Source organism: Methylobacterium litchii (assembly GCF_038442315.1).
Lineage (GTDB): Bacteria > Pseudomonadota > Alphaproteobacteria > Rhizobiales > Beijerinckiaceae > Methylobacterium > Methylobacterium litchii.
In genome coordinates, this window is record NZ_JBBXMY010000004.1 from 195,628 (window position 1) to 215,562 (window position 19,935).

Consider the following 19,935-nt stretch of genomic DNA (forward strand, 5'->3'; position numbering starts at 1 on the left):
TCACTCCACGCGGTGCGCGCCGGCCATTGCCGCCCGATGCGCGACTCGTTCAGGCTCCCCCGACGATCTGGGCGAGCCGTGCGTAACCATCGCTGATGGACGTTGCTTCTTCCTTACCCTGCCCCAGAAAAGCCTCAAGATCTGGCATGAGCGCGACCGCCTCATCGACCTCCTGTGACGAGCCGGCGCGGTAGGCGCCGAGCCGGATCAGCTCCTCCATGTCCGCATAGGTCGAGAGGACTCGCCGCGCCCGGCGCACCACCGGGAGGTAGCCCGGGTCGCAAGAGCGCGGCATGGTGCGCGACACCGAGCGCAGCACGTTGATCGCCGGGTAGCGCCCCCGCTCTGCGATGGAGCGCTCCATCACGATATGCCCGTCGAGGATGCCGCGCACGGCATCCGCCACCGGCTCGTTGTGGTCGTCGCCCTCGACCAGCACTGTAAAGAGAGCCGAGATGGTGCCGGCCCCGCCCCCCGGCCCGGCCCGTTCGAGCAGGCGCGGCAATTCGGAGAAGACGGTGGGCGTGTAGCCCTTGGCGGTCGGCGGCTCCCCCGCCGCGAGGCCGATGTCCCGCTGGGCCATGGCGAAGCGGGTGATCGAGTCGATCATGCACAGCACGCGCGCGCCCTGATCGCGAAAGTGCTCGGCGACCGACAATGTTACATAGGCCGCGTTGCGCCGCATCAGCGCCGGCTCGTCCGAGGTCGCGACCACGACGACGGAGCGGGCGAGGCCCGCCGCGCCGAGGTCGTCCTGCAGGAACTCCTGCACCTCGCGCCCGCGCTCGCCGACGAGGCCGATCACCGCCACGTCCGCCGCCGTGTAGCGAGCCAGCATGGAGAGCAGCACCGACTTGCCGACGCCGCTGCCGGCGAAGATGCCCATGCGCTGCCCGGCGCACATCGTGAGAAAGGTGTTGATGCAGCGGATGCCGAGATCGAGGGGCGCCCCGACCCTCTGCCGGGCATGGGCCGGCGGCGGATCGGCCCGCAGCGGGTAGATCTGCCCGCCCTGCGTCAGCGGACCGAGCCCATCCACAGGTCTTCCGAGGGCATCGATGACGCGGCCGAGCCAGTCGCCCGAGGGGCGGATCGCCCCGGCGGCCTCGTCGCGCACGAAGGCGGGGCAGCCCCGGCGCACGCCTTCGAGCGAGCCGAAGGGCATCGCCAGTGCCCGGTCCCCCTGGAAGCCGATGATCTCGCAGGGGATCGTACCCTGTCCGCCTGCGCCTTCGATATCGAGGCGCCCGCCGAGGCGCATCGCGGCCACCGGCCCGGCGACCTCGACCAGAAGGCCCCGGATGGCCACGACGCGGCCGTAGGTCGACAGCGTTTCGACCCGCTCCAGGCCGCCGATCGCCGCCGACAAATTCGCAACGGTTCTTGCCGGCTCGTTCGCCAACGGCCTCGTCCTCAACGGTTCGTTTACCCGCCTCCTTAACACTGCGGTCATCGGGCTTGTAGCGGCCTGGTGCGGGCCGACTTTCCTGCCCCCTCCCCCACGCATTGCCGTCGGGGTGTGGCAGGCGGGTGACGCCTCCGCGCCGGATCGTTGCGGTCGAAGCACTTAGAGTCGTGTCGCGGGCGAAACGCGCCGCGGTCGAGGGGACGCGGAGGCGTTCCGCCATCGATGCCGGGGGAAATTTCTCCGGCCAAGCTGGTCGATCGCGCAAGTAAGAGCTTGCGGGCGGGAATCAGGTTTTGTTAACGATTAACTCATAGCGTTTCACGTCAAGAGCGGTGGGGCGCCTGTCCACAGGCCGGTGGCAGGCTGTCGACGGGGACGTGTGCGCGCACTGATACGGCCGGCTGGGCTGGGGACCGACGATGCGGGTACTTCTGATCGAGGACGATAGCGCTACGGCGCAAAGCATCGAGTTGATGCTGAAGTCCGAGAACTTTAACACGTACACGACTGATCTTGGGGAAGAGGGTATCGACCTCGGGAAGCTGTACGACTACGACATCATCCTCCTCGACCTGAACCTGCCTGACATGTCGGGCTACGAGGTGCTTCGCAACCTTCGCGTCGCGAAGGTGAAGACCCCGATCCTGATCCTGTCCGGCCTCGCCGGCATCGAGGACAAGGTGAAGGGCCTCGGCTTCGGCGCCGACGACTATCTCACCAAGCCGTTCCACAAGGATGAACTTGTGGCGCGCATTCACGCCATCGTCCGCCGGTCGAAGGGCCACGCCCAGTCGGTCATCACCACGGGCGATCTGATCGTGAACCTCGATCAGAAGACCGTCGAGGTCGGCGGCGCCCGGGTCCACCTCACCGGCAAGGAGTACCAGATGCTGGAACTCCTCTCCCTGCGGAAGGGCACGACCCTCACCAAAGAGATGTTCCTCAACCATCTCTACGGTGGCATGGACGAGCCCGAGTTGAAGATCATCGACGTCTTCATCTGCAAGCTGCGGAAGAAGCTGGCCAATGCCAGCCAGGGCAAGAATTACATCGAGACCGTCTGGGGCCGCGGCTACGTGCTGCGCGAGCCGATGGACGGCGAGGAGCGCATGGCGGTCTGATCCGCCCTCCCTCAGCCAGCCTCGAACGCCCCGCCGGCCTGCGCCGCGCGGGGCTTTTTCATGCCGTCAGCGAACGCCCGAGGCGCTGAAGACCTGCGCCGCCGGGGCGACGATGACGTAGCTGCCGCAGGGCGCCGATTGCGAGATGACCGCGCTCGCAACACCCCAGACATAGGTGCCGCCCCGATCCGTCGCGACGACGGGTCCGCCCGAATCACCGAGGCAGATCCGGCCGCCGCCATCGACGCGGGCGATGGTCAGCCCGGTGCTGGTCGAGGCCACCGGCGTCAGCCCCGCCGTGCGCAGGCGGCCGACGCCCGTGCGCGAAAGGCCGGCGCCCGCGAAGCGCAGGTGCTTCGGCACGCGGCTCGGGTCGCTCGCCAGCGGCACGGGACGGCGCCCGCGCACCGGCTCGGTGAGGCGCAGCACCGCGAGATCGACAGAGAGGTCGGCGATGCTGATGTCCGGCGCCGCGTTCGGCAGCATCTCGCCGGGATCGGGGCTGTAGCGGGCTGCGACCTTCGCCGCGTAAACGGGGCGAATCGGGTTGCCGCCCTTGAAGAACACGACGAGGGCACCGAGGGGATCGCCGTTCACGCAATGGGCCGCCGTCAGCACGAGATCCGGCGCGACGAGCACGCCGGAGCAGCGGGTGAGGCGCAGCGCGTCTTCCGGCTTGGTGATCGTGCCGAGGCCGACCGTGGCCTGTGCGAGGGCATCCCCGCCCGCCACCGACCCGCCGTCGATGGCGTGGCCGGGTGAGGCGGACAAGACCGCCATGACCGCCGCCAGACAGAGGCGGACCCTACCGACGATGCGCAAATGCGTGCTCCCGAGTGATCCGCGCTCAGCCGGCGACGGTCCAGGTGGTGGTGCCGTCCTTGTTGTCCTTCACCGCCACGCCCATCGCCGCCAGAGCGTCGCGGGCGCGGTCGGAAGCCGCCCAGTCCTTCGCAGCCCGCGCCTCCTTGCGGGCCGCGATCAGCGCCTCGACCGCAGCAACATCGATGCCGGAGGCGGCGACGCGCGAATCCTCGCGCTCCGAGCGGGTCTGCCGGAGGAAGCCGAGGATAGTGCCCGCCGCGCGCAGGGCTTCCGGCGCCGTCAGCTTGTGCAGCTCGGCCATGGCCGCTGGGGTGTTCAGGTCGTCGAGGAGCGGCGCGAGGACGCTCTCCGGCATCCCGCCCGCCGGCTCGGCATCGCCGGCCGTGGCGTACCAGCGGTCCAGCATCCGGCTGGATTCCTCCAGCCCGCGCAGGGTCCAGTCGATCGGCTGGCGGTAATGCGTCTTCAGCATGTTGAGGCGCACGACCTCGCCCGGCCAATCGTCCAGCACCTGCCGGATGGTGATGAAGTTGCCGAGGGACTTCGACATCTTCTCCCCTTCGACCTGCAGGAAGCCGTTGTGCATCCACACGTTGGCCATCACCGGCGTGCCGAAGCAGCAGCGCGACTGCGCCACCTCGTTCTCGTGGTGGGGGAAGATCAGGTCGATCCCGCCCGCATGGATGTCGAAAGTTTGGCCCAGGTGCTTGGCCGACATGGCCGAGCACTCGATGTGCCAGCCCGGCCGCCCCGGCGCCGCGATCCCGCAGGGCGAGGGCCACGAGGGCTCGCCCGGCTTCGACGGCTTCCACAGCACGAAATCGAGGGGCGAGCGCTTGTAAGGCGCGACCTCGACGCGGGCGCCGGCCTCCATTTCGTCGAGGGGCCGCTTCGAGAGCCGGCCGTAATCCGGCATGGAGGGCACGTCGAACAGGACGTGCCCGTCCGCCACGTAGGCGTGGCCCGCCGCGACCAGACCCTCGATCATCGCCGTCATCTCGGCAATGTGATCGGTGGCGCGGGGCTCGATGAAGCGCGGGGGTTCGCCCGGCCGGTTCACGTCCTCCGGCATCAGGATGCCGAGGTCGCGCACGTCCTTGTGAAACTGCGCCAGCGTCCCGTCCGTGAGTTCGCGGATGGTGATGCCGCGCTCGGCGGCGCGGGCGTTGATCTTGTCGTCCACGTCCGTGACGTTGCGGGCGTAGGTGACATGCGCCGACCCGTAGAGGTGGCGCAGCAGGCGGAACACCAGGTCGAAGACGATGATCGGCCTGGCATTTCCGATATGGGCGGCGTCGTAGACGGTGGGTCCGCAGGCGTAGAGGCGCACGTTGCCGGGATCGATCGGGCGGAAGGCGTCCTTCTGCCCGGTCAGCGTGTTGTAGAGCCGCAACATCGGCGCCATGAAACCCCGTTCCTCCCGGCCGCCCTGCCTCGCGACCGATCTCCCCATGACCCCTCCCCCAGAGGGGGCGAGGCGGCCGTCCGGCGGCGGCGCGGCGAAACCGTGGCGATCCGCCGGGCTCGGCCCGCACGCCTGTTGCACCGCCGCGACGGTGTTTGGCGCCCGATGGGGCTAACGCAAAAGGGTGAGGATTTCGAGAAGAGAGACGGGCGGCGGGACCACGCAGGGGCGTAAGGGTTCCTTAACGCTCCTCTCCGACCGTCCCCTCAGCGATCGTCACGTCACCGTTCCCGTGACAGAGGAAACCCCATGCGACGCAAAGCTGCCGGATCCCTTGCCATTGCCGCGTTGACGGCGCTCGGCCTCGCCGGGCAAGCCCTCGCGGGCAGCGACGGCGAGACGCCCCGCGTGGCGGCGAACCATGTCGAGAAGACCTTCCTGATCCCCTCCAGCGACGGCTACGGCGTGGCCGATTGCCTGACCTCGCCGGGCAGCGAGTGCGGGCAGGTCGTCGCCAACGCGTGGTGCGAATCCCAGGGTTTCGCCTCCGCCGGCTCCTACGGCACCGCCGCCGCCGACGAGTATACCGGCGCCATCGAGCAGCCGGCCGTCACCAAGCCGGCCGACCGCCCGATCCGCATCACCTGCCAGGATTGATCGGCAGGCTTGTCACTTCACGAAGTCGGAGCATTTGGCGGCCGGCTCCGTGCCCCAGGGGGCCAGCGGCACCGCCGAGGTGGAGTTCTTCGGCGAACCCTGAATCACCTTGTCCGAATAAACCATGTAGATCAGCGTGTTGCGCGCCGCGTCGCAGCCGCGGACGATCTGCATCGACTTGAAGATCAGCGAGCGCCGCTCGCTGAACACCACCTCGCCCTGCTTCAGGTTGTTCTGCCTGAACTGGACCGGGCCGGTCTGGCGGCAGGCGAGGGAGATGTCCGACACGTCCTCGGCGAGACCGAGGGTGCCCTTGATCCCGCCCTTCTCGGGCTGCGTGTACCAGCAGGCCACGCCCGTGACGGCCGGATCGTCGATCCCGTAGACGACGAGCTTGTCGTTCGGCGTCAGCGGACGCCACACCGTGGACTTGTCGAAGATCCGGTCGGGGTCCTGCGCCAGGGCCGCCGAGGCGGCCGACACCGCCAGCGCGGCGGCGAGACCGAACCGGGTGAGACTGCGAAACAACATGGGCTGCGAATTCCCCCGTGACGATACGGGGACGGATGTAGGAGGGGTGACGCCCGGCTGCGAGGAGGACTAATGTTGTATTCGTCTCCCACGCGAACACGAACCGGCCGCGCCGCGGTCGCTGCCTGATTCTGAGCGCGATTTCAGCGATGACACGGATGCGTTTCACGCCGTTTGCCAGCCCGGCCCGCCACGTCCTGGCGACGCTGGCGCTCGTCGTCGGGCTCGGCGCGGCGCCCGCCGCCGCCCTGCCGTCGCCGATGCCTGAGACGGCGGATTCGCCCGCGAGGGTCGAGCCCGTGGCGCCGCAGCCGCAACTGCCCTCCCCCGAGTGCCGCCGCTACCGGGCGGAGCTGGCCTCGGTCCAGACCGGGGCCAGCGCGACCCGCGCCCTGCAGGACGAGATCGGCCGTCTGCAGACCTATTTCCGCAGCCTCAATTGCGAGGGCGGCAAGTTCCTGTTCTTCGACACCCGGCCCCCGCAATGCGGCGCGGTGGAGCAGCGCATCCGTGCCCTCAACGCCACCTATGGCGGCGCGGTGATCGACGACAACGGCGCCCGCAAGCGCGAATTGCAGTCCCTCGTGGCCCGCGCCTGCCCGGCGCGGGAGAACTCGCCCACGGGCGAGAGCTACGCGAGGGGCGGCGGGCAGGTGATCTGCGTGCGCACCTGCGACGGCGGCTATTTCCCGATGCCGAACCTGCCCGAGGGTCGCGGCGGCGCCGACGAGATGTGCCAAGCGCTCTGCCCCGGCACCGAGGCGGTGGCCTATTCGATGCCGCATGGCGACGAGGCGCTGAAGCAGGCGGCGACCGTGAAGGGCAGCCGCGCCTACACGAGCCTCGCCAACGCCTTCAAGTTCCGCAAGGCCTTCGTGCCGAACTGCTCCTGCAAGCCGGACGGCAAGACCTGGGCGCAATCCCTGGTGAAGGCCGAGAGCATGCTCGTGCGGCACAAGGGGGACATCTTCGTCACGCCGATGCAGGCCGAGGCCCTGTCGCGTCCGAAGGTGCGCCTGACCCTCGTCGGCCGCGCCGACCGGACGGCGGCCGAACTCGCCGCCGACGCCGCCGGCCGGGCCGGGATCGACGGCGGCAAATCCGGCGAGGAGAAGGTCAACACGGCGGAGCTCCACAAGGGCGAGCACGTCGCCGTCCGTGTGATCGCCCCCGATCTGGTGGCCGTGCCGGCCCGCATGACGCCCTGAGCACGGAACCATTCGGCCTCTGCGAAGTTCGGTACCGCCCGTACTGAACGAGATGCCGATGCAGCGTTTCCGCCTCCTTCTCCTGGCCGGCACCGTCCTGCCCGCCCTGGCCCTCGCCCAGGTCGCCGCCGCGCGGCCGGAGGGCATCGTCGTAGCCCAGGGGGGGCCCGAGGAGCGCGGACCCGGCGGCCCCGGCCATGGCGGCCCCGGTGGACCGGGTGGCCCCGGCGGCCCCCGTCCGGGTCCAGGCCCTGAGCGGGGTGGCCCCGAGCGCGGCGGTCCCGGACCGGCCCAGCGCGAACGCCCCGAGCCGCGCCCTGAGCGCGCACCGCCCGCCGCCCGCGAACGGCCGGAGCCGCGCGAGGCGCCCGAGCCGCGCCAGCAACGTCCCGAGCCCCGCGAGGAGCGGCAGGCTCCGCCGCGTCCCCAGCCGCAGCCTCAGCGCGAACGGCCCGAACCGCGCCCGGATCAGCGCGAGCAGCGGCCGGATCGCGACGAGCGCCGGCAGCAGCAACAGGAGCAGCGTCAGCAGCAGGACGAGCGGCAGCCGCGCCAGCCGCGCGAGGACCGTCGGCCGGATGCCCGTCCGGATACGCCGGAGCCGCGCCAGCAGCGTCCCGAGCCGCGCGAGGATCGTCAGGCCCCGCCGCGTCCGCAGCCGCAGGGTGGTCCCGACCGTCCCGGCCCGGATCGTGGTCCGCAGGATCGCGACAACCGCCCCGGTCCCGACCGCGCGCCCCCCGGCGCCGAGCGCAATGCGCAGCCGCCTGCGCCGAACACGGCGCCGGTCGTGCCCGGCCGCCCCGTGCAGCGCCCGGACGACGCCCCCCGCCCCGGCGGCGACCGCAACGCCCCGCCGCCGCCCCCGAACGCCGCGCCCGGCGCTCCGGGGGCTGCCGGCCAGCCCGGCCCGCGCCCCGATGGTGCGCCCGGTGCCGAGCCGAACCGTCCGCTGCCGCCGAACATGCGGCCGGGCGTCCCCGGCCGTCCGTTCCAGCCGCCGGGCCAGCCGGCCCCGAACGCCGTCCCCGGCGCACCGGGTGAGGTTCCCGGCCAGCCGCCGGGCCAGGGCCAGTTCCGCGACGACCGGGGTGGCCCCGGCGGTGCGGCGCGCAGCGACTTCAACGCCCCCGGCCGCCCCGGCTACATCCCCGGCGGCTTCCGCGAGAACGATCAGGTGCGCGACTACGACCAGGTCCGCCGCGACCGTCGCGAGTTCAGCGCGGACGGCCGCACGTATTACCGCGAGCCCGGCCGCGTCATCGTGCAGGACCGGAACGGCTACCTGATCCGTCACGACGAGAACGAGCGGTTCCGCGACCTCGACCCCCGTGGCTACCGCTACGAGCGCCGGGGCGACGACTACATCAGCTACATCGACCGCCCCGGCGGCGACCGCATCTACACGGTCACGGACGACGACGGCCGGCTGCTGCGCCGCTACCGCCGCTACTCGGACGGGCGCGAAGTCGTCATCATCGACAACAGCTACGCCGGGCCGCCGCGTCCGATCTACGACGACGTCGTGGTGCTGCCGCCGCCGGATATCCGCATCCCGCGCGACCGTTACGTGGTCGAGTACGATCAGGCCGATCCGGGTCTCGTCTACGAGGCCCTGACCGCCCCGCCGGTCGTGGCGGTGGACCGCCGCTACACCCTGGACCAGATCCGCTACAGCCCGGATCTGCGCGCCCGGATGCGCTCGGTCGACATCGACACGATCAACTTCGACACCGGATCGTGGACCGTCACCCCCGATCAGGCCCGCCGCCTCTCGGTGATCGCCGACGCGATCAACAAGGCGGTTCGTGCCAACCCACAGGAGGTGTTCCTGATCGAGGGCTACACCGACGCGGTCGGCTCCGACATCGACAACCTGTCCCTGTCGGATCGCCGGGCGCAATCGGTGGCTACGGTGCTGACGCAGCAATTCCAGGTGCCGCCGGAGAACCTGACGACGCAGGGCTACGGTGAGCAGTACCTGAAGGTGAACACGCAGGGCGCCAGCCGCGAGAACCGTCGCGTCACCGTCCGGCGCATCACCCCGCTGCTGCAGCAGGGCAACGGACAGGGCTCGGCCCCGCCGCCGCCGCCGCGCTAAGAAAGAATCGCCCCTCTCCCCATCATCGCGGAGAGGGGCGTTTTCGTGCGTGAGGGCTCAAGCGTGTATGAGGCGGCGTGCCGAATCCCGCCTCAGCCACCCGCATCGCGGACCTCGCCCACCGCGCGCTGATCGACGAACTCGAGGCCTATCCGAAGCCCGGCCTCGTCAGCCCGGTCGATTCGGGCAGCCATCGCGACATGGACGCCGAGACTCTTCGGCACAGCGCTGGCGCCATCGCCCCCTTCTTCGCCGACCTCGTTCGGGCCGGCGCAGCGGAGGCCCCGCTCTCCGACCTCCGGCGGATCGGCCTCAATGCCGAGGCGGCGATGCTCGCCGCGACCGGCGGGGTCAACGCCCATCGCGGAGCGATCTTCTCCCTGGGTCTGATCTGCGCCGCCGCCGGCCTGGCGGGCGAAACGGCCCTGTCGGCCGAGGCGCGAGCGGAACAGGTCGGCGCCCTCTGGGGCAATGAGATCGCCCGGCGGCCCGCCTCCCCCGCCACCCATGGCGGGCGGGCATCGCTGCGCTACGGTGTCGGCGGGGCGAGCGCGGAGGCGGCGGCCGGCTTCCCCGCCGTGCGGGAGGTCGGCCTTCCGGCCCTTCGCCAGGGGCGCAACCTCACGCCGGGCGATGGGCAGGCGGCGCGGATCCAGTGCCTGTTCGCCCTGATGGCCGAACTCGACGACACTAACCTTTTGCACCGGGGCGGCCCGGAGGGCTTGGACTTCGCCCAGAGCTCGGCACTGGCCTTCCTCGACGCGGGCGGGGTCGGGGCGGCGGGGTGGCGGGAGCGGGCACTCGCCCTCCACCGTGCCTTCGTGGAAGCCCGCCTCAGCCCCGGCGGGGCGGCGGACCTGCTGGCGGTGACGCTGTTCCTCGACAGCCTCTCGGACTGAGCACGCTCAGTTGCGCGCCATCTGCACCGTGCCGGACGAGGCGAGGTTCGGCGGGGCGCCGCCCGAACCGGCGACGACGACGAGCTGGCGAATCTCGCCGCGCAGATACGAGTCGAGGAAGCGGCTGTAATCGCGGAAGGAGACGCAGCCGTTCGAGGCGCCCGTCGGGCCGAGCATGAAGGTGTGCGCCAAGAGCCCGACCCGGCCATAGACCGCCTCCGGCCCACCGACCGGCGTCAGGCGGATCGCCCGCACCCCGTGGAAGGGCTGCTCGCGCTCGGTGAGGGCGTAGGTGCCGGGGGGCGTGGCCCCGCGCATCCGCACGTTGACGTGGCGGGGGTCGTCCATGATCTCGCCGAGGCCGGAATGGGCTTCGAGCTTTTCGCCGTTCGGCAGTGTCACGATCCGGGCGGTGATGTCGTAGATCGCGGTACCGCCGTCACCCGTGGGCGGGGCCAGCGGTGGGCTGAGGCGCGGGCGCGGGGTGGGGTCGATCGGCTTCGTCTCCAGCGCCGTGTAGGCGCGGGCCGGCGTGGATTCGACGCCGAACAGCTTCTCGAAGAAAGAGCGGCTGTCCTCCGGCGCCGGCTGCGGCGGCAGGGCCGCCTCCTGGCGGACGGGGGCGCGGCCGGCGCGGCGGGGCGCGGTACCTCGCAATTCCGGCGGACGCGGCACCGGGAGGGGCACCGTCATCGCCGTGCGCGGCGAGGTTGCCTCGGCGGCCGGGGGAACCGGAGCGGGCGCCTCCTCCGCGACGGGGGCGTCGGGGGCCGTCCAGGCCCAGCGCGAGAGCTTGCCCGCCAGATCGCTGTGCCAGGGGTCGAGCAGGTCCTGCGACGGGATCGGCGCGGCCTGCGCGGGAGCCTCATCCTGCACCGGCTCGGGCATCCGCAGGGCGACCCGCTCCTCGGTGCGGGGCACGGGCAGGTCGGCGACGCGGCTCTGGCCGATGGCGGCGAGGGCCACCACGGCCGCGAGGAGGCCAAGCGGCGGCAGGCAGGAACGGCGGCGGCTCCGGGTCGGGCCAGCGGCGGGCTGCGTGCGGTCGATCATCGGGACGCCCATCCTCCTCGTCGCGGGACGGCGATCCCGCTAGGGCGCAATCAGCGTAACCGGAGGGGCGATTTCAGGGCGTGGATGTGATCGATCCGGGACGCAACCGGACGGTTTCGGGGCGAAACCCGACGCAGGCCCGCTTTCCGCCGCAATTCAGCGGCCCGGCGCACCATTTTGCAATGAGGGGGAAGAAGTGGTGCCGGAGGAGGGATTTGAACCCCCGACCTTCGCTTTACGAAAGCGCTGCTCTACCACTGAGCTACACCGGCAACCCGCCGAACCCAGGGCTCGGACGCGGGAACGCTCATAGCCCCCCGCCCCGCTCAAAGCAAGACGCGCGGACGCCTCACTGCGCCGCCAACTCGTCTTCGAGGAAGGCGCGCACCGCCGCCCGGTCGACGCCCGGCGCGATGAAGCTCCGGCCGATGCCCCGGGCGAGGATGAACGTCAGCGCGCCGTCGCGGACCTTCTTGTCCTGCGCCATGGCGTCGAGGATCGCATCCGCGTCGCCGCTCCCACCGGGCACCTGCTGCAGGCGGGTGGGGAGACCGGCGAGCGCCAGATGGTTCGCCACGCGCCCCGCCTCCTGCCCGCCGCACAGTCCGAGCCGGGCCGAGAAGCGGAAGGCCAGGGCGAGGCCGATGGCGACGCCCTCCCCGTGGACGAGACGTTCGGACGAATAGCCGGTGATGCGCTCCAGGGCGTGGCCGAACGTATGGCCGAGGTTGAGGAGGGCGCGCTCGCCGTCCTCGCGCTCGTCGCGGATCACCACGCCCGCCTTGGCGCGGCAGCAGGCGGCGACCGCCTCGTCCCGCTCCGGCCCGCCGGAGAAGATGCCCCGCCAGTTGGCCTCGCACCACGCGAAGAAGGCCTCGTCCGCGATCAGCCCGTATTTCGCGACCTCGGCATAGCCCGCGCGCATCTCGCGCTCCGACAGCGTATCGAGGCTCGCCGTGTCGGCCAGCACGAGGCGCGGCTGATGGAAGGCGCCGATCAGGTTCTTGCCGAGCGGCGAGTTGATGCCGGTCTTGCCGCCGACCGAGGAATCGACTTGCGCGAGAAGGCTCGTCGGCACCTGCACGAAGCGGACGCCCCGCCGGAGGCTCGCGGCGGCGAAGCCCGCGAGGTCGCCCACCACGCCGCCGCCGAGTGCCACGACGAGGTCGTTGCGCTCGATCTTGAGGGCGAGGAGCCCGTCGCAGACCTCCGCGAAACGCGCGTAGGATTTCGACGCCTCGCCCGGCGGCACGGTGACGATACCCGCCCTCAGCCCGGCGGCTTCCAGGCTCGCCTTCAGGTCGGCGGCGTAGAGGGCGCCGACATTCGTATCGGTGACGATCCCCGCCGCCCTGGCGCCGAGGGCGGCGAGGCGGGCGCCGGCCTGCGCCACGAGGCCCCGGCCGATGAGGATGTCGTAATCGCGGCCGCCGTCGAGGGCGACATGGACGGAGAGCGGTTCGGTCACGTCTGGTGGCTCACTGGGCCGCCAGGGCGGGCGGCGGATCGAGGAAGGCGACGAGGGATTCCATCACGTCGTCCACGACGCGGTCGTGCGACACGTCGCGGGAGACGACCACCACGTCCGCCTCGGCATAGACCGGGTGGCGGATCTCCATCAGCGCCCGCATGGTCGCCTCGGGATCCTCGGTCTGGAGCAGGGGGCGGTTGCCGCGCTTGCGCACCCGGCGCATCAGCACGTCGAGATCCGCCTTGAGCCACACCGAGACGCCGCGCTCGCGGACGCGCTCGCGCGTGGACTCGCGCAGGAAGGCGCCGCCGCCCGTGGCGAGCACCAGCGGGCCGGCGCGCAGGAGGCGGGCGATCACCCGCTCCTCGCCATCGCGAAAGCTCGGCTCGCCGTAGATGGAGAAGATGTCGGGGATGGTGAGGCCGGCGGCGGCCTCGATCTCGTTGTCGGCGTCCTTGAACAGCAGGCCCAGCCGGCTCGCGAGGCGGCGGCCCACGGTGCTCTTGCCCGCGCCCATGAGACCCACGAGCACGATCGACCGGAGCCCGAGGCCCCGTCGCAGCCGTGCTTCGATAGGCTCGCCGGCCTCCGTTTCGTTCATCGGACCCACAACAGACATTCTACTCGACACCGACACCGGGTCGCCCTTGGGCAGCGCCCCGGCTGCGGCCACACGTGCCGCACCCTGCGGGTGGCTCTTAGCGCGTTTCACGGTCAGCGCGAAACACGCCGTTCGTCCGGAACCTGTGGCCCCGCCGGCCTTGTCAGCGCCGCGTTCGCATGGTGCAACCCGGCTTTCCGTAGCGGCTCAGCAAGGCGGCCCTTCGGCCTTCCCGACCCGCGCCCGTCCGCCCCGAGGATCGACCGACGTGCCGACCCTGTTCCGTTTCTTCGCCACCATCGCGATCCTCGCCGGGCTCGTCTTCGCCGGCATGTTCGCCCTGGCGACCTTCGTGAAGCCGACCCCGCGGGAGATGACCGTGTCCATCCCCGCCTCGAAGCTCCAGCCGCCCAAGTGAGCGGGACGGCGGGGCCGCTTCCGCCGGAGGTCGGCGATTACCTCGAGATGCTGGCGGCCGAGCGGGGCGCAGGCGCCAACACGATCGACGCCTACCGGCGGGATCTCACGGATTACCTCGCCTACCTCGCCCGCGCCGGGCTGAGCGTCGAGGACGTCGACACCGCCACCCTGCGCGGCTTCGTGGCCGATCTCGAAACCCGGGGGCTCTCGCCCTCCACCGCCGCCCGGCGCCTGTCCTGCGTGCGCGGCTTCCACAAGTTCCTCTACGCCGAGGGCGCGGCCGAGACCGACCCGAGCGCCCCGGTCTCGGGGCCGCGCAAGGGCCGCCCCCTGCCGAAGGTGCTCTCGGTGGCCGAGGTGGACCGCCTCCTCGCAGAGGCGCAGCAGGCCGCCGCCCTGCCCGACCAAACTCCCGGCCCCGCCCGGCGGGCGCGACGCATGGCCTGCCTGCTCGAACTGCTCTACGCCACGGGCCTGCGCGTCTCGGAACTCGTGGCCCTGCCCCGCACCGCCGCCAGCCTCGACGCGCGGCTCCTCGTGGTGAAGGGCAAGGGCGGGCGCGAGCGCATGGTGCCCCTCACCGAGACCGCGCGGGCCGCCATGGCCGCGCATCTGCCGGCGGTACCGGAGGACAGCCCGTGGCTCTTCCCGGCGGACAGCGAGAGCGGCCACCTGACGCGCCAAGCCTTCGCGCGCGACCTGAAGGACGCGGCCTCCGCCGCCGGCCTGCGCGCGGACAAGGTTAGCCCACACGTTCTCCGCCATGCCTTTGCGAGTCACTTGCTCCACAACGGGGCGGACCTGCGTATCGTGCAGGAACTGCTGGGCCACGCGGACATTTCGACTACGCAAATCTACACGCACGTTCTGGACGACCGCCTGAAGGCGATGGTCCGAGATCTGCATCCGCTGATGGATAACCCCCTTGACGCGGCGTGACTTGGCACTGAATTCATTGTGCGAGCGCAGCCAAGTGTCTACGTATGGACGATGGGGGCAGGACGGCGCGCGTTCGCGGATGTTCGAGAGGTAGACGGAATGGCGGGGCCCGCCGCACGGCGCCAAGGCGCAACATCGACCGAGACCGAGACCGGCCCGGAGACGCGGGAGACCGGTCTGAACGAGTCGCAGCGGCTCGACAACCAGCTCTGCTTCGCGGTCTACGCGGCGGCGCATGCCTTCGGCCGCGCCTATCGCAACCTGCTCGGACGCTACGACCTCACCTACCCGCAGTATCTGGTGCTGATGGTGCTGTGGGAGGAGGACGGCCTCACCGTGAAGGAGATCGGCGAGAAGCTGTTCCTCGATTCCGGCACGCTGACCCCCCTGCTGAAGCGGCTCGAAGCCTCGGGCCGGGTCCGCCGCGCCCGCGACCGGCCGGACGAGCGGCAGGTGAGCATCTTCCTCACCGAGGCGGGCGAGGGCCTGCGCGGCACCCTGGCCTGCATCCCCGACGAGGCCGGCGGCATGACCGGGTTCGACATGAAGGGCCGCAAGGACCTGCTGCAAGACCTCGTCTCGCTCCGCGACGGGCTGCGCGGCAACGACCTGACCTGACGCGCCCATGAAAAAGCCCGGCCGTGGGGCCGGGCGCGGTGTGACGATGCCCGGCCACGGGGACCGGGCAGGACGCCTTAAGACTGGGTCTTGAGGTAGGCGATCACGTCGTTGATCTTCTTGTCGTCGGGGTAGCCCTGGAAGATCATCTTGGTGCCCGGCACCTTCGCCTTCGGGTTCTTCAGCCACTCATGCAGGTTGGCCTCGTCCCAGGTGATGCCCGAGTTCTTGAGCGCGGCCGAGTAGTTGTAGCCCTCGTAGGTGCCCGCCTTGCGGCCGACGACGCCCTTCAGGTCCGGCCCGACGCCGTTCTTCTGGAAGTTGTGGCACGCCTTGCACGGGGCGAACGCCTTCTCACCGGCTGCCGCATCGCCGGCATCCTGGGCCTGAGCCGACAGGGGGATCATCGCGGCGAGGATGGCACCGAGAACGAGCTGACGCATGAATTTCCTCCTAATTACGGCCTAGGCCGGCGCGGAGGGGTGACACCCGCCGCGACTAGAAAAGGTCTAAGCTGATACGCTCAATGCTGGCAACGCCCCAAGGATGCGTCGAGATGCGACTTTCTTCGCTTTCCGTCACGAATCTGGGCTGTGGCGACGGATTAAAATGGGTGCAGCGCACCAATCGCCCCACCCGTGCTAAGGCTCGCTGATGCCCCGCTGGATCTTCGTCCTATTCTCCATCGCCCTCGGGCTCTCCGTCGTGGGGAGCCTGCTTATCGTGCTGCGCAGCCCGAACTCCCTGCCCCCCGCCACGAACGAGGCACGCCCGCCCCGTTGAGGGGTTACAGCCGCCAGAGATCGACGCCGGGGGGCGCCGTCTCCCGGTCGAGGGCGCCGGTCACGTCGAGGACATCGCCCCGGCCCTCCACGAGGAGCGGGAGGATGCCGTCCCACCCGCGCTCCCGCAGGATGCGATGGGGCACGGCGAGGATCACCGCGTCGGCGGGTTCGAGCGCAGCGAGGGGCGTGAGGGGGAAGCCGTGCTCGTGCTCCACCGCCTGTCCGTCGGCCATGGGGTCGGCGGCCTGGACGGTGAGCCCGAACGCGGCGAGCCCGCGCACCACGTCCGCCGCCCGGCTGTTGCGGATGTCGGGGATGTCCTCCTTGAAGGTCACGCCCAGCACCGTCACGCGGGGCGCCGGCCGCCCCCGCCGCAGCAGCCGGCGGATGCAGGTCTCGACCACGTGGGGGGCCATGGCCTCGTTGATCCGCCGCCCGGCGAGGACGAGTTCGGGATGGTGGCCCGCCTCCTGCGCCCGGTGGGTGAGATAATACGGATCGACCCCGATGCAGTGCCCGCCGACGAGGCCGGGGCGGAAGGGCAGGAAGTTCCACTTCGTGCGGGCGGCGGCGAGCACGTCGCCGGTATCGAGGCCGATCTTCGCGAAGATCAGGGCGAGTTCGTTCATGAGGGCGATGTTCACGTCGCGCTGGACGTTCTCGATCACCTTCGCCGCCTCCGCGACGCGGATCGAGGGCGCGCGGTGCACCCCCGCCAGGGCGACCGCACCGTAGACCCGCGCCACGATAGCGAGGCTGTCTGGATCGCTCGCCGAGACGACCTTCACCACGCTGTCGAGGCGGTGCGCCTTGTCCCCGGGATTGATCCGCTCCGGCGAGTAGCCCAGCGCGAAGTCCCGGCCCAAAGTCAGGCCCGACGCCGCTTCGAGGATCGGCGCGCAGACCTCCTCGGTGACGCCGGGATAGACGGTGGATTCGTAGACCACGATGGCGCCGGGCGAGAGCACCCCGCCCACCAGCCGCGAGGCCGCTTCGAGCGCCCGCAGGTCGGGGCTGCGCGCCGCCGTGATCGGGGTGGGCACCGTGACGATATAGAAGTCGCGTCCGCGCAGGTCGTCCGCCTCGGCGCTGACCGTCAGGGCCGGCAGGTCGGCCTCCGGCACCTCGCCAGTGCGGTCCCGGCCGGCGGCGATCTCGGCGACGCGGGCGGGATCGATGTCGAAGCCGAGCGTGTCGAACCCGGCCTTGGCGAAGGCCACCGCGACCGGCAGGCCGACATAGCCGAGCCCGATCACCGCGATCCTGCGACCACCCATTGTCCCGCGCCTCGCTCGCACCCGTTGCGACGCCACCGGACGCGGCCGGGCCGCCTCCGTCAAGCTTGGTGGTAGGCGCGGTACCAGTCCACGAACTGTCCAATGCCGGTTTCGAGGGGCGTCGCGGGCGAGAAGCCGACATCGCGGGCGAGATCGGCGACGTCGGCGAAGGTCTCCGGCACGTCGCCGGGCTGCATCGGCTTGAGGTTCAGCACCGCCTTGCGGCCGAGCTTGGCTTCCAAGAGGCCGATCATCCCCATCAGGTCGGCGGGCTCGGAATTGCCGATGTTGTAGAGCCGGTAGGGCGCGAGGCTCGTGCCGGGATCGGGGTGGCCTCCATCCCATTCGGGGTTGGCGGCGGCCGGGCGGTCGATGAGGCGCACGATCGCCTCGACCACGTCGTCGATATAGGTGAAGTCCCGCCGCATCCGGCCTTCGTTGAAGACCTCGATGGGCTCGCCCGCCAGGATCGCTTTCGTGAACAGGTAGAGGGCCATGTCGGGCCGCCCCCACGGGCCGTAGACCGTGAAGAAACGCAGGCCCGTCGTCGGCAGGCGGTAGAGGTGGCTGTAGCTGTGGGCCATCAGCTCATTGGCCTTCTTCGTGGCCGCGTAGAGGCTGACGGGATGATCCACGTTCTGGTGGACCGAGAACGGCATCGCCGTCACCGCGCCGTAGACCGAACTGGACGAAGCGTAGATCAGGTGCCCCACCCCGTGGTGGCGGCAGCCTTCGAGCACGTTGAGGAAGCCGGTGAGGTTGCTCGCGGCGTAGGCGTGCGGATCGGTCAGGGAGTAGCGCACCCCCGCCTGCGCGGCGAGGTGGATCACGCAGGTGAAGCGCCCCTCCCGGAACAGGGCGTCGACGGCGTCCCGGTCGGTCAGGTCCAGGCGGTGGAAGGCGAAGCGGCCGCCCGGCAGCCGGCGTAGGCGGGCCTCCTTGAGGTCGGTGTCATAATACGCATTCACGCTGTCGAGGCCGGTGACGGCCCGACCATCGCCGATCAGGCGATGGGCGACGTGGTTGCCGATGAAGCCGGCGACGCCCGTGATCAGGATACGCTGTTCGGTCATGCTGGGACGGGGGTCTCCTCGCGGCCACCTTGCCGCACCGATGCCCCGGCAACAAGTTCGAGAGAACGTGATCGCAAGATTTTAGCCGACAAGCATTTCGCGCTGGGCAGCTTCGGGCTATTGCGCAAAACTCGACGAATGCGCTTGCCGCCGACCATAGCGAGTCCGATCTCTTGATGATGTCCGAGACCCCGCGCCGCGCCGGAGCCTTCACGCTCCGCACCATTCCGATCCCCGCGCAGGCGCCCGTCCTCGACGAATTCACCCGCCGTCGCCTCGGCCGGGAGCTGCGCGCCCTCTACGATCCGGTCATCGACGAGGCCATCGACCCGCGCCTCGCCGAGTTGCTGCAGCAGTTGGAGACCGACCGGGCCGATTCCGAAAACTGACGAGGCGCCCACACCTTTTGGTGAGTTTTTCGCGATAGACGCATCTCCTCGCCGGAGGACTTGCGATGCGGCTCAGCGTGGTGATCTGCACCTACGAGCGGCCGGCGCTACTCGGCGCCCTCCTCCGCTCCCTGACCGCGCAGCGCGGCGCCGAGACCGGCGACGTCGAGATCGTTGTGGTCGACAACAGCGACGGCGAGACCGCCCGGCCGGTGGTCGAGGGTCTGGCGCCGGGGGCGCCCCTGCCGATCCGCTACTGCACGGCCCATCCGGCCAACATCTCCGTTGCCCGCAATGCCGGCTGCCGGGCGGCTCAGGGCGAAGCGCTCGCCTTCCTCGATGACGACCAGCAGGCGGAACCCGGCTGGCTGGCGGCGGTGCGCGATGGGCTCGACCGCTTCCCGCACGACGTGTTCTTCGGGCCGATCACCCCGCATTTCGAGGATCCCGGCGCGGTGACTCCGGCCTCGCGCACTCTGTTCACCCGCCAGGGCGATCAGGCGGCGGGGCACGACCTCTTCGCCCTCGCCCGCCCGGCCTCGCAGGGCTTCGTGCTCTCGACGGCCAACAGCGTGTTCCGCCGCGCCACCGCCCTCCCCGGTTCCGACCCGTTCGACCCGCATTTCGGGCAATGCGGCGGCGAGGACCTTCACCTGCTCTGCCGCCTCGCCCGGGACGGGCGCCGCTTCGGCTGGCTGCTGGCGGCGCGGGCGACCGACTTCGTACCCGCGCACCGCTGCCGCACCGGCTATCTCGTCCGCCGCCATTTCGCGGGCGGGCAGGCCTATGCCGCGACGCTGATCCGCACGAGCGCGCACCCCCTGCGCGACGAGGCGGTGCTGCTTGCCAAATCCCTGGTGCAGGTCGGCCTCCTACCCCTCACGGCGCTTGCCCTGCTCCGGATGGAGGCGCCCGGCCGCAGCTTCGCGATCCGCGCGGCGGGCATCGCGGGCAAGCTCCTGTGGCGGCGGCTTTATCCTCTCTACAGGACCGAGGCCGCCTCTCTCGCCCCCACCGCCAGTTCTTGATCGCCCAGCTCGGGTTTTGATCAATCGTCGCACGTCTCATTCGACGAAAAGATACTGTTAACGCTGTCGGCAATTGCAGCACGGACTTCGCGGTCAGTTTTAACTCAAGACAAGCGGCCGCGCGTT

21 protein-coding genes and 1 tRNA gene are annotated in these 19,935 nt (G+C 70.7%); 11 read left to right on the forward strand and 11 right to left on the reverse strand.

Features of this window, described 5'->3' with window-relative positions:
* Positions 1–49: 49 nt before the first annotated feature.
* Positions 50–1,402, reverse strand: coding sequence for a flagellar protein export ATPase FliI (gene fliI / locus AAHF99_RS10300; RefSeq protein ID WP_342164160.1), 1,353 nt, complete (start codon positions 1,400–1,402; stop codon positions 50–52).
* Between the two features lie 425 nt (positions 1,403–1,827).
* On the opposite strand from fliI, the gene ctrA reads away from it, so the two are divergent.
* Positions 1,828–2,529, forward strand: a complete 702-nt coding sequence (ctrA, locus tag AAHF99_RS10305; protein WP_238250123.1) for a response regulator transcription factor CtrA — start codon at positions 1,828–1,830, stop codon at positions 2,527–2,529.
* A gap of 66 nt (positions 2,530–2,595) precedes the next feature.
* Here the strand turns inward: ctrA and AAHF99_RS10310 are convergent, their stop codons facing one another.
* The gene (locus AAHF99_RS10310) at positions 2,596–3,309 is read right to left on the reverse strand and encodes a trypsin-like serine protease (RefSeq protein ID WP_342164161.1); all 714 of its coding nucleotides are present in this window, start codon (positions 3,307–3,309) and stop codon (positions 2,596–2,598) included.
* Positions 3,310–3,376: 67 nt separating this feature from the next.
* Complete coding sequence (cysS, locus tag AAHF99_RS10315) at positions 3,377–4,759, reverse strand: cysteine--tRNA ligase (protein WP_342164162.1); 1,383 nt, start codon at positions 4,757–4,759, stop codon at positions 3,377–3,379.
* A gap of 309 nt (positions 4,760–5,068) precedes the next feature.
* Between cysS and AAHF99_RS10320 the strand changes: the two genes are divergently transcribed.
* The gene (locus AAHF99_RS10320) at positions 5,069–5,416 is read left to right on the forward strand and encodes a hypothetical protein (RefSeq protein ID WP_342164164.1); all 348 of its coding nucleotides are present in this window, start codon (positions 5,069–5,071) and stop codon (positions 5,414–5,416) included.
* Between the two features lie 12 nt (positions 5,417–5,428).
* On the opposite strand, the gene AAHF99_RS10325 is transcribed toward AAHF99_RS10320, so the two are convergent.
* Entirely contained in the window at positions 5,429–5,947 is a 519-nt protein-coding gene (locus AAHF99_RS10325) for a CreA family protein (protein WP_342164166.1), read from the reverse strand.
* Between the two features lie 158 nt (positions 5,948–6,105).
* Between AAHF99_RS10325 and AAHF99_RS10330 the strand changes: the two genes are divergently transcribed.
* From AAHF99_RS10330 to mdcB, 3 genes are all read left to right on the forward strand, one after another.
* Positions 6,106–7,155 carry a DUF2865 domain-containing protein gene (locus tag AAHF99_RS10330; protein WP_342164167.1) on the forward strand — a complete coding sequence of 350 codons (1,050 nt, stop codon included), beginning with the start codon at positions 6,106–6,108 and terminating at the stop codon, positions 7,153–7,155.
* Positions 7,156–7,213: 58 nt separating this feature from the next.
* Positions 7,214–9,256: an OmpA family protein gene (locus AAHF99_RS10335; RefSeq protein ID WP_342164169.1), complete on the forward strand. Its 2,043-nt coding sequence runs from the start codon at positions 7,214–7,216 to the stop codon at positions 9,254–9,256.
* Between the two features lie 77 nt (positions 9,257–9,333).
* Positions 9,334–10,155: a triphosphoribosyl-dephospho-CoA synthase MdcB gene (gene mdcB / locus AAHF99_RS10340; protein WP_342164171.1), complete on the forward strand. Its 822-nt coding sequence runs from the start codon at positions 9,334–9,336 to the stop codon at positions 10,153–10,155.
* A gap of 6 nt (positions 10,156–10,161) precedes the next feature.
* On the opposite strand, the gene AAHF99_RS10345 is transcribed toward mdcB, so the two are convergent.
* From AAHF99_RS10345 to AAHF99_RS10360, 4 genes are all read right to left on the reverse strand, one after another.
* A complete protein-coding gene (locus AAHF99_RS10345; protein ID WP_342164173.1) occupies positions 10,162–11,208 on the reverse strand; it encodes a DUF2778 domain-containing protein in 1,047 nt (348 codons plus the stop codon).
* 197 nt (positions 11,209–11,405) lie between these two features.
* Positions 11,406–11,480: transfer RNA gene (locus AAHF99_RS10350), tRNA-Thr, on the reverse strand.
* A gap of 77 nt (positions 11,481–11,557) precedes the next feature.
* Positions 11,558–12,676 (reverse strand): 3-dehydroquinate synthase, encoded by a 1,119-nt coding sequence (aroB, locus tag AAHF99_RS10355; protein ID WP_342164175.1) that lies wholly within the window; start codon positions 12,674–12,676, stop codon positions 11,558–11,560.
* A gap of 10 nt (positions 12,677–12,686) precedes the next feature.
* Positions 12,687–13,280: a shikimate kinase gene (locus tag AAHF99_RS10360; protein WP_342164177.1), complete on the reverse strand. Its 594-nt coding sequence runs from the start codon at positions 13,278–13,280 to the stop codon at positions 12,687–12,689.
* A gap of 268 nt (positions 13,281–13,548) precedes the next feature.
* Between AAHF99_RS10360 and AAHF99_RS10365 the strand changes: the two genes are divergently transcribed.
* From AAHF99_RS10365 to AAHF99_RS10375, 3 genes are all read left to right on the forward strand, one after another.
* Positions 13,549–13,698 carry a histidine kinase gene (locus tag AAHF99_RS10365; protein ID WP_342164178.1) on the forward strand — a complete coding sequence of 50 codons (150 nt, stop codon included), beginning with the start codon at positions 13,549–13,551 and terminating at the stop codon, positions 13,696–13,698.
* Complete coding sequence (locus AAHF99_RS10370) at positions 13,695–14,639, forward strand: site-specific tyrosine recombinase XerD (protein WP_342164179.1); 945 nt, start codon at positions 13,695–13,697, stop codon at positions 14,637–14,639. Before AAHF99_RS10365 ends, AAHF99_RS10370 begins: the two co-directional genes overlap by 4 nt.
* A gap of 99 nt (positions 14,640–14,738) precedes the next feature.
* On the forward strand, positions 14,739–15,257 hold the full coding sequence (locus tag AAHF99_RS10375) for a MarR family winged helix-turn-helix transcriptional regulator (protein WP_342164180.1): 519 nt from the start codon (positions 14,739–14,741) through the stop codon (positions 15,255–15,257).
* Between the two features lie 77 nt (positions 15,258–15,334).
* Here the strand turns inward: AAHF99_RS10375 and AAHF99_RS10380 are convergent, their stop codons facing one another.
* Entirely contained in the window at positions 15,335–15,700 is a 366-nt protein-coding gene (locus AAHF99_RS10380; protein ID WP_243954937.1) for a c-type cytochrome, read from the reverse strand.
* 211 nt (positions 15,701–15,911) lie between these two features.
* On the opposite strand from AAHF99_RS10380, the gene AAHF99_RS10385 reads away from it, so the two are divergent.
* The gene (locus tag AAHF99_RS10385) at positions 15,912–16,040 is read left to right on the forward strand and encodes a hypothetical protein (RefSeq protein WP_342164181.1); all 129 of its coding nucleotides are present in this window, start codon (positions 15,912–15,914) and stop codon (positions 16,038–16,040) included.
* A 4-nt stretch (positions 16,041–16,044) separates the two neighbouring features.
* On the opposite strand, the gene AAHF99_RS10390 is transcribed toward AAHF99_RS10385, so the two are convergent.
* Together AAHF99_RS10390 and AAHF99_RS10395 are read right to left on the reverse strand one after the other, a co-directional pair.
* Positions 16,045–17,319 carry a nucleotide sugar dehydrogenase gene (locus AAHF99_RS10390; RefSeq protein ID WP_342164183.1) on the reverse strand — a complete coding sequence of 425 codons (1,275 nt, stop codon included), beginning with the start codon at positions 17,317–17,319 and terminating at the stop codon, positions 16,045–16,047.
* Positions 17,320–17,378: 59 nt separating this feature from the next.
* The gene (locus AAHF99_RS10395) at positions 17,379–18,392 is read right to left on the reverse strand and encodes an NAD-dependent epimerase (RefSeq protein ID WP_342164185.1); all 1,014 of its coding nucleotides are present in this window, start codon (positions 18,390–18,392) and stop codon (positions 17,379–17,381) included.
* Between the two features lie 176 nt (positions 18,393–18,568).
* Here AAHF99_RS10395 and AAHF99_RS10400 point away from each other — a divergent pair, with 176 nt between their 5' ends.
* Positions 18,569–18,781, forward strand: a complete 213-nt coding sequence (locus AAHF99_RS10400; RefSeq protein WP_342164186.1) for a hypothetical protein — start codon at positions 18,569–18,571, stop codon at positions 18,779–18,781.
* Positions 18,782–18,846: 65 nt separating this feature from the next.
* Positions 18,847–19,809, forward strand: coding sequence for a glycosyltransferase family 2 protein (locus AAHF99_RS10405; protein WP_342164187.1), 963 nt, complete (start codon positions 18,847–18,849; stop codon positions 19,807–19,809).
* Positions 19,810–19,935: the final 126 nt, after the last annotated feature.

Excerpts from the sequence above, each read along its gene's own strand:
- ctrA (WP_238250123.1), top strand. The coding sequence starts at position 1,828 with ATGCGGGTACTTCTGATCGAGGACGATAGCGCTACGGCGCAAAGCATC.
- AAHF99_RS10310 (WP_342164161.1), bottom strand. The coding sequence starts at position 3,309 with ATGGCGGTCTTGTCCGCCTCACCCGGCCACGCCATCGACGGCGGGTCG.
- cysS (WP_342164162.1), bottom strand. The coding sequence starts at position 4,759 with ATGGCGCCGATGTTGCGGCTCTACAACACGCTGACCGGGCAGAAGGAC.
- AAHF99_RS10320 (WP_342164164.1), top strand. The coding sequence starts at position 5,069 with ATGCGACGCAAAGCTGCCGGATCCCTTGCCATTGCCGCGTTGACGGCG.
- AAHF99_RS10325 (WP_342164166.1), bottom strand. The coding sequence starts at position 5,947 with ATGTTGTTTCGCAGTCTCACCCGGTTCGGTCTCGCCGCCGCGCTGGCG.
- AAHF99_RS10330 (WP_342164167.1), top strand. The coding sequence starts at position 6,106 with ATGCGTTTCACGCCGTTTGCCAGCCCGGCCCGCCACGTCCTGGCGACG.
- AAHF99_RS10335 (WP_342164169.1), top strand. The coding sequence starts at position 7,214 with ATGCAGCGTTTCCGCCTCCTTCTCCTGGCCGGCACCGTCCTGCCCGCC.
- AAHF99_RS10345 (WP_342164173.1), bottom strand. The coding sequence starts at position 11,208 with ATGATCGACCGCACGCAGCCCGCCGCTGGCCCGACCCGGAGCCGCCGC.
- AAHF99_RS10360 (WP_342164177.1), bottom strand. The coding sequence starts at position 13,280 with ATGAACGAAACGGAGGCCGGCGAGCCTATCGAAGCACGGCTGCGACGG.
- AAHF99_RS10375 (WP_342164180.1), top strand. The coding sequence starts at position 14,739 with ATGGCGGGGCCCGCCGCACGGCGCCAAGGCGCAACATCGACCGAGACC.
- AAHF99_RS10380 (WP_243954937.1), bottom strand. The coding sequence starts at position 15,700 with ATGCGTCAGCTCGTTCTCGGTGCCATCCTCGCCGCGATGATCCCCCTG.
- AAHF99_RS10385 (WP_342164181.1), top strand. The coding sequence starts at position 15,912 with ATGCCCCGCTGGATCTTCGTCCTATTCTCCATCGCCCTCGGGCTCTCC.
- AAHF99_RS10390 (WP_342164183.1), bottom strand. The coding sequence starts at position 17,319 with ATGGGTGGTCGCAGGATCGCGGTGATCGGGCTCGGCTATGTCGGCCTG.
- AAHF99_RS10395 (WP_342164185.1), bottom strand. The coding sequence starts at position 18,392 with ATGACCGAACAGCGTATCCTGATCACGGGCGTCGCCGGCTTCATCGGC.
- AAHF99_RS10400 (WP_342164186.1), top strand. The coding sequence starts at position 18,569 with ATGATGTCCGAGACCCCGCGCCGCGCCGGAGCCTTCACGCTCCGCACC.
- AAHF99_RS10405 (WP_342164187.1), top strand. The coding sequence starts at position 18,847 with ATGCGGCTCAGCGTGGTGATCTGCACCTACGAGCGGCCGGCGCTACTC.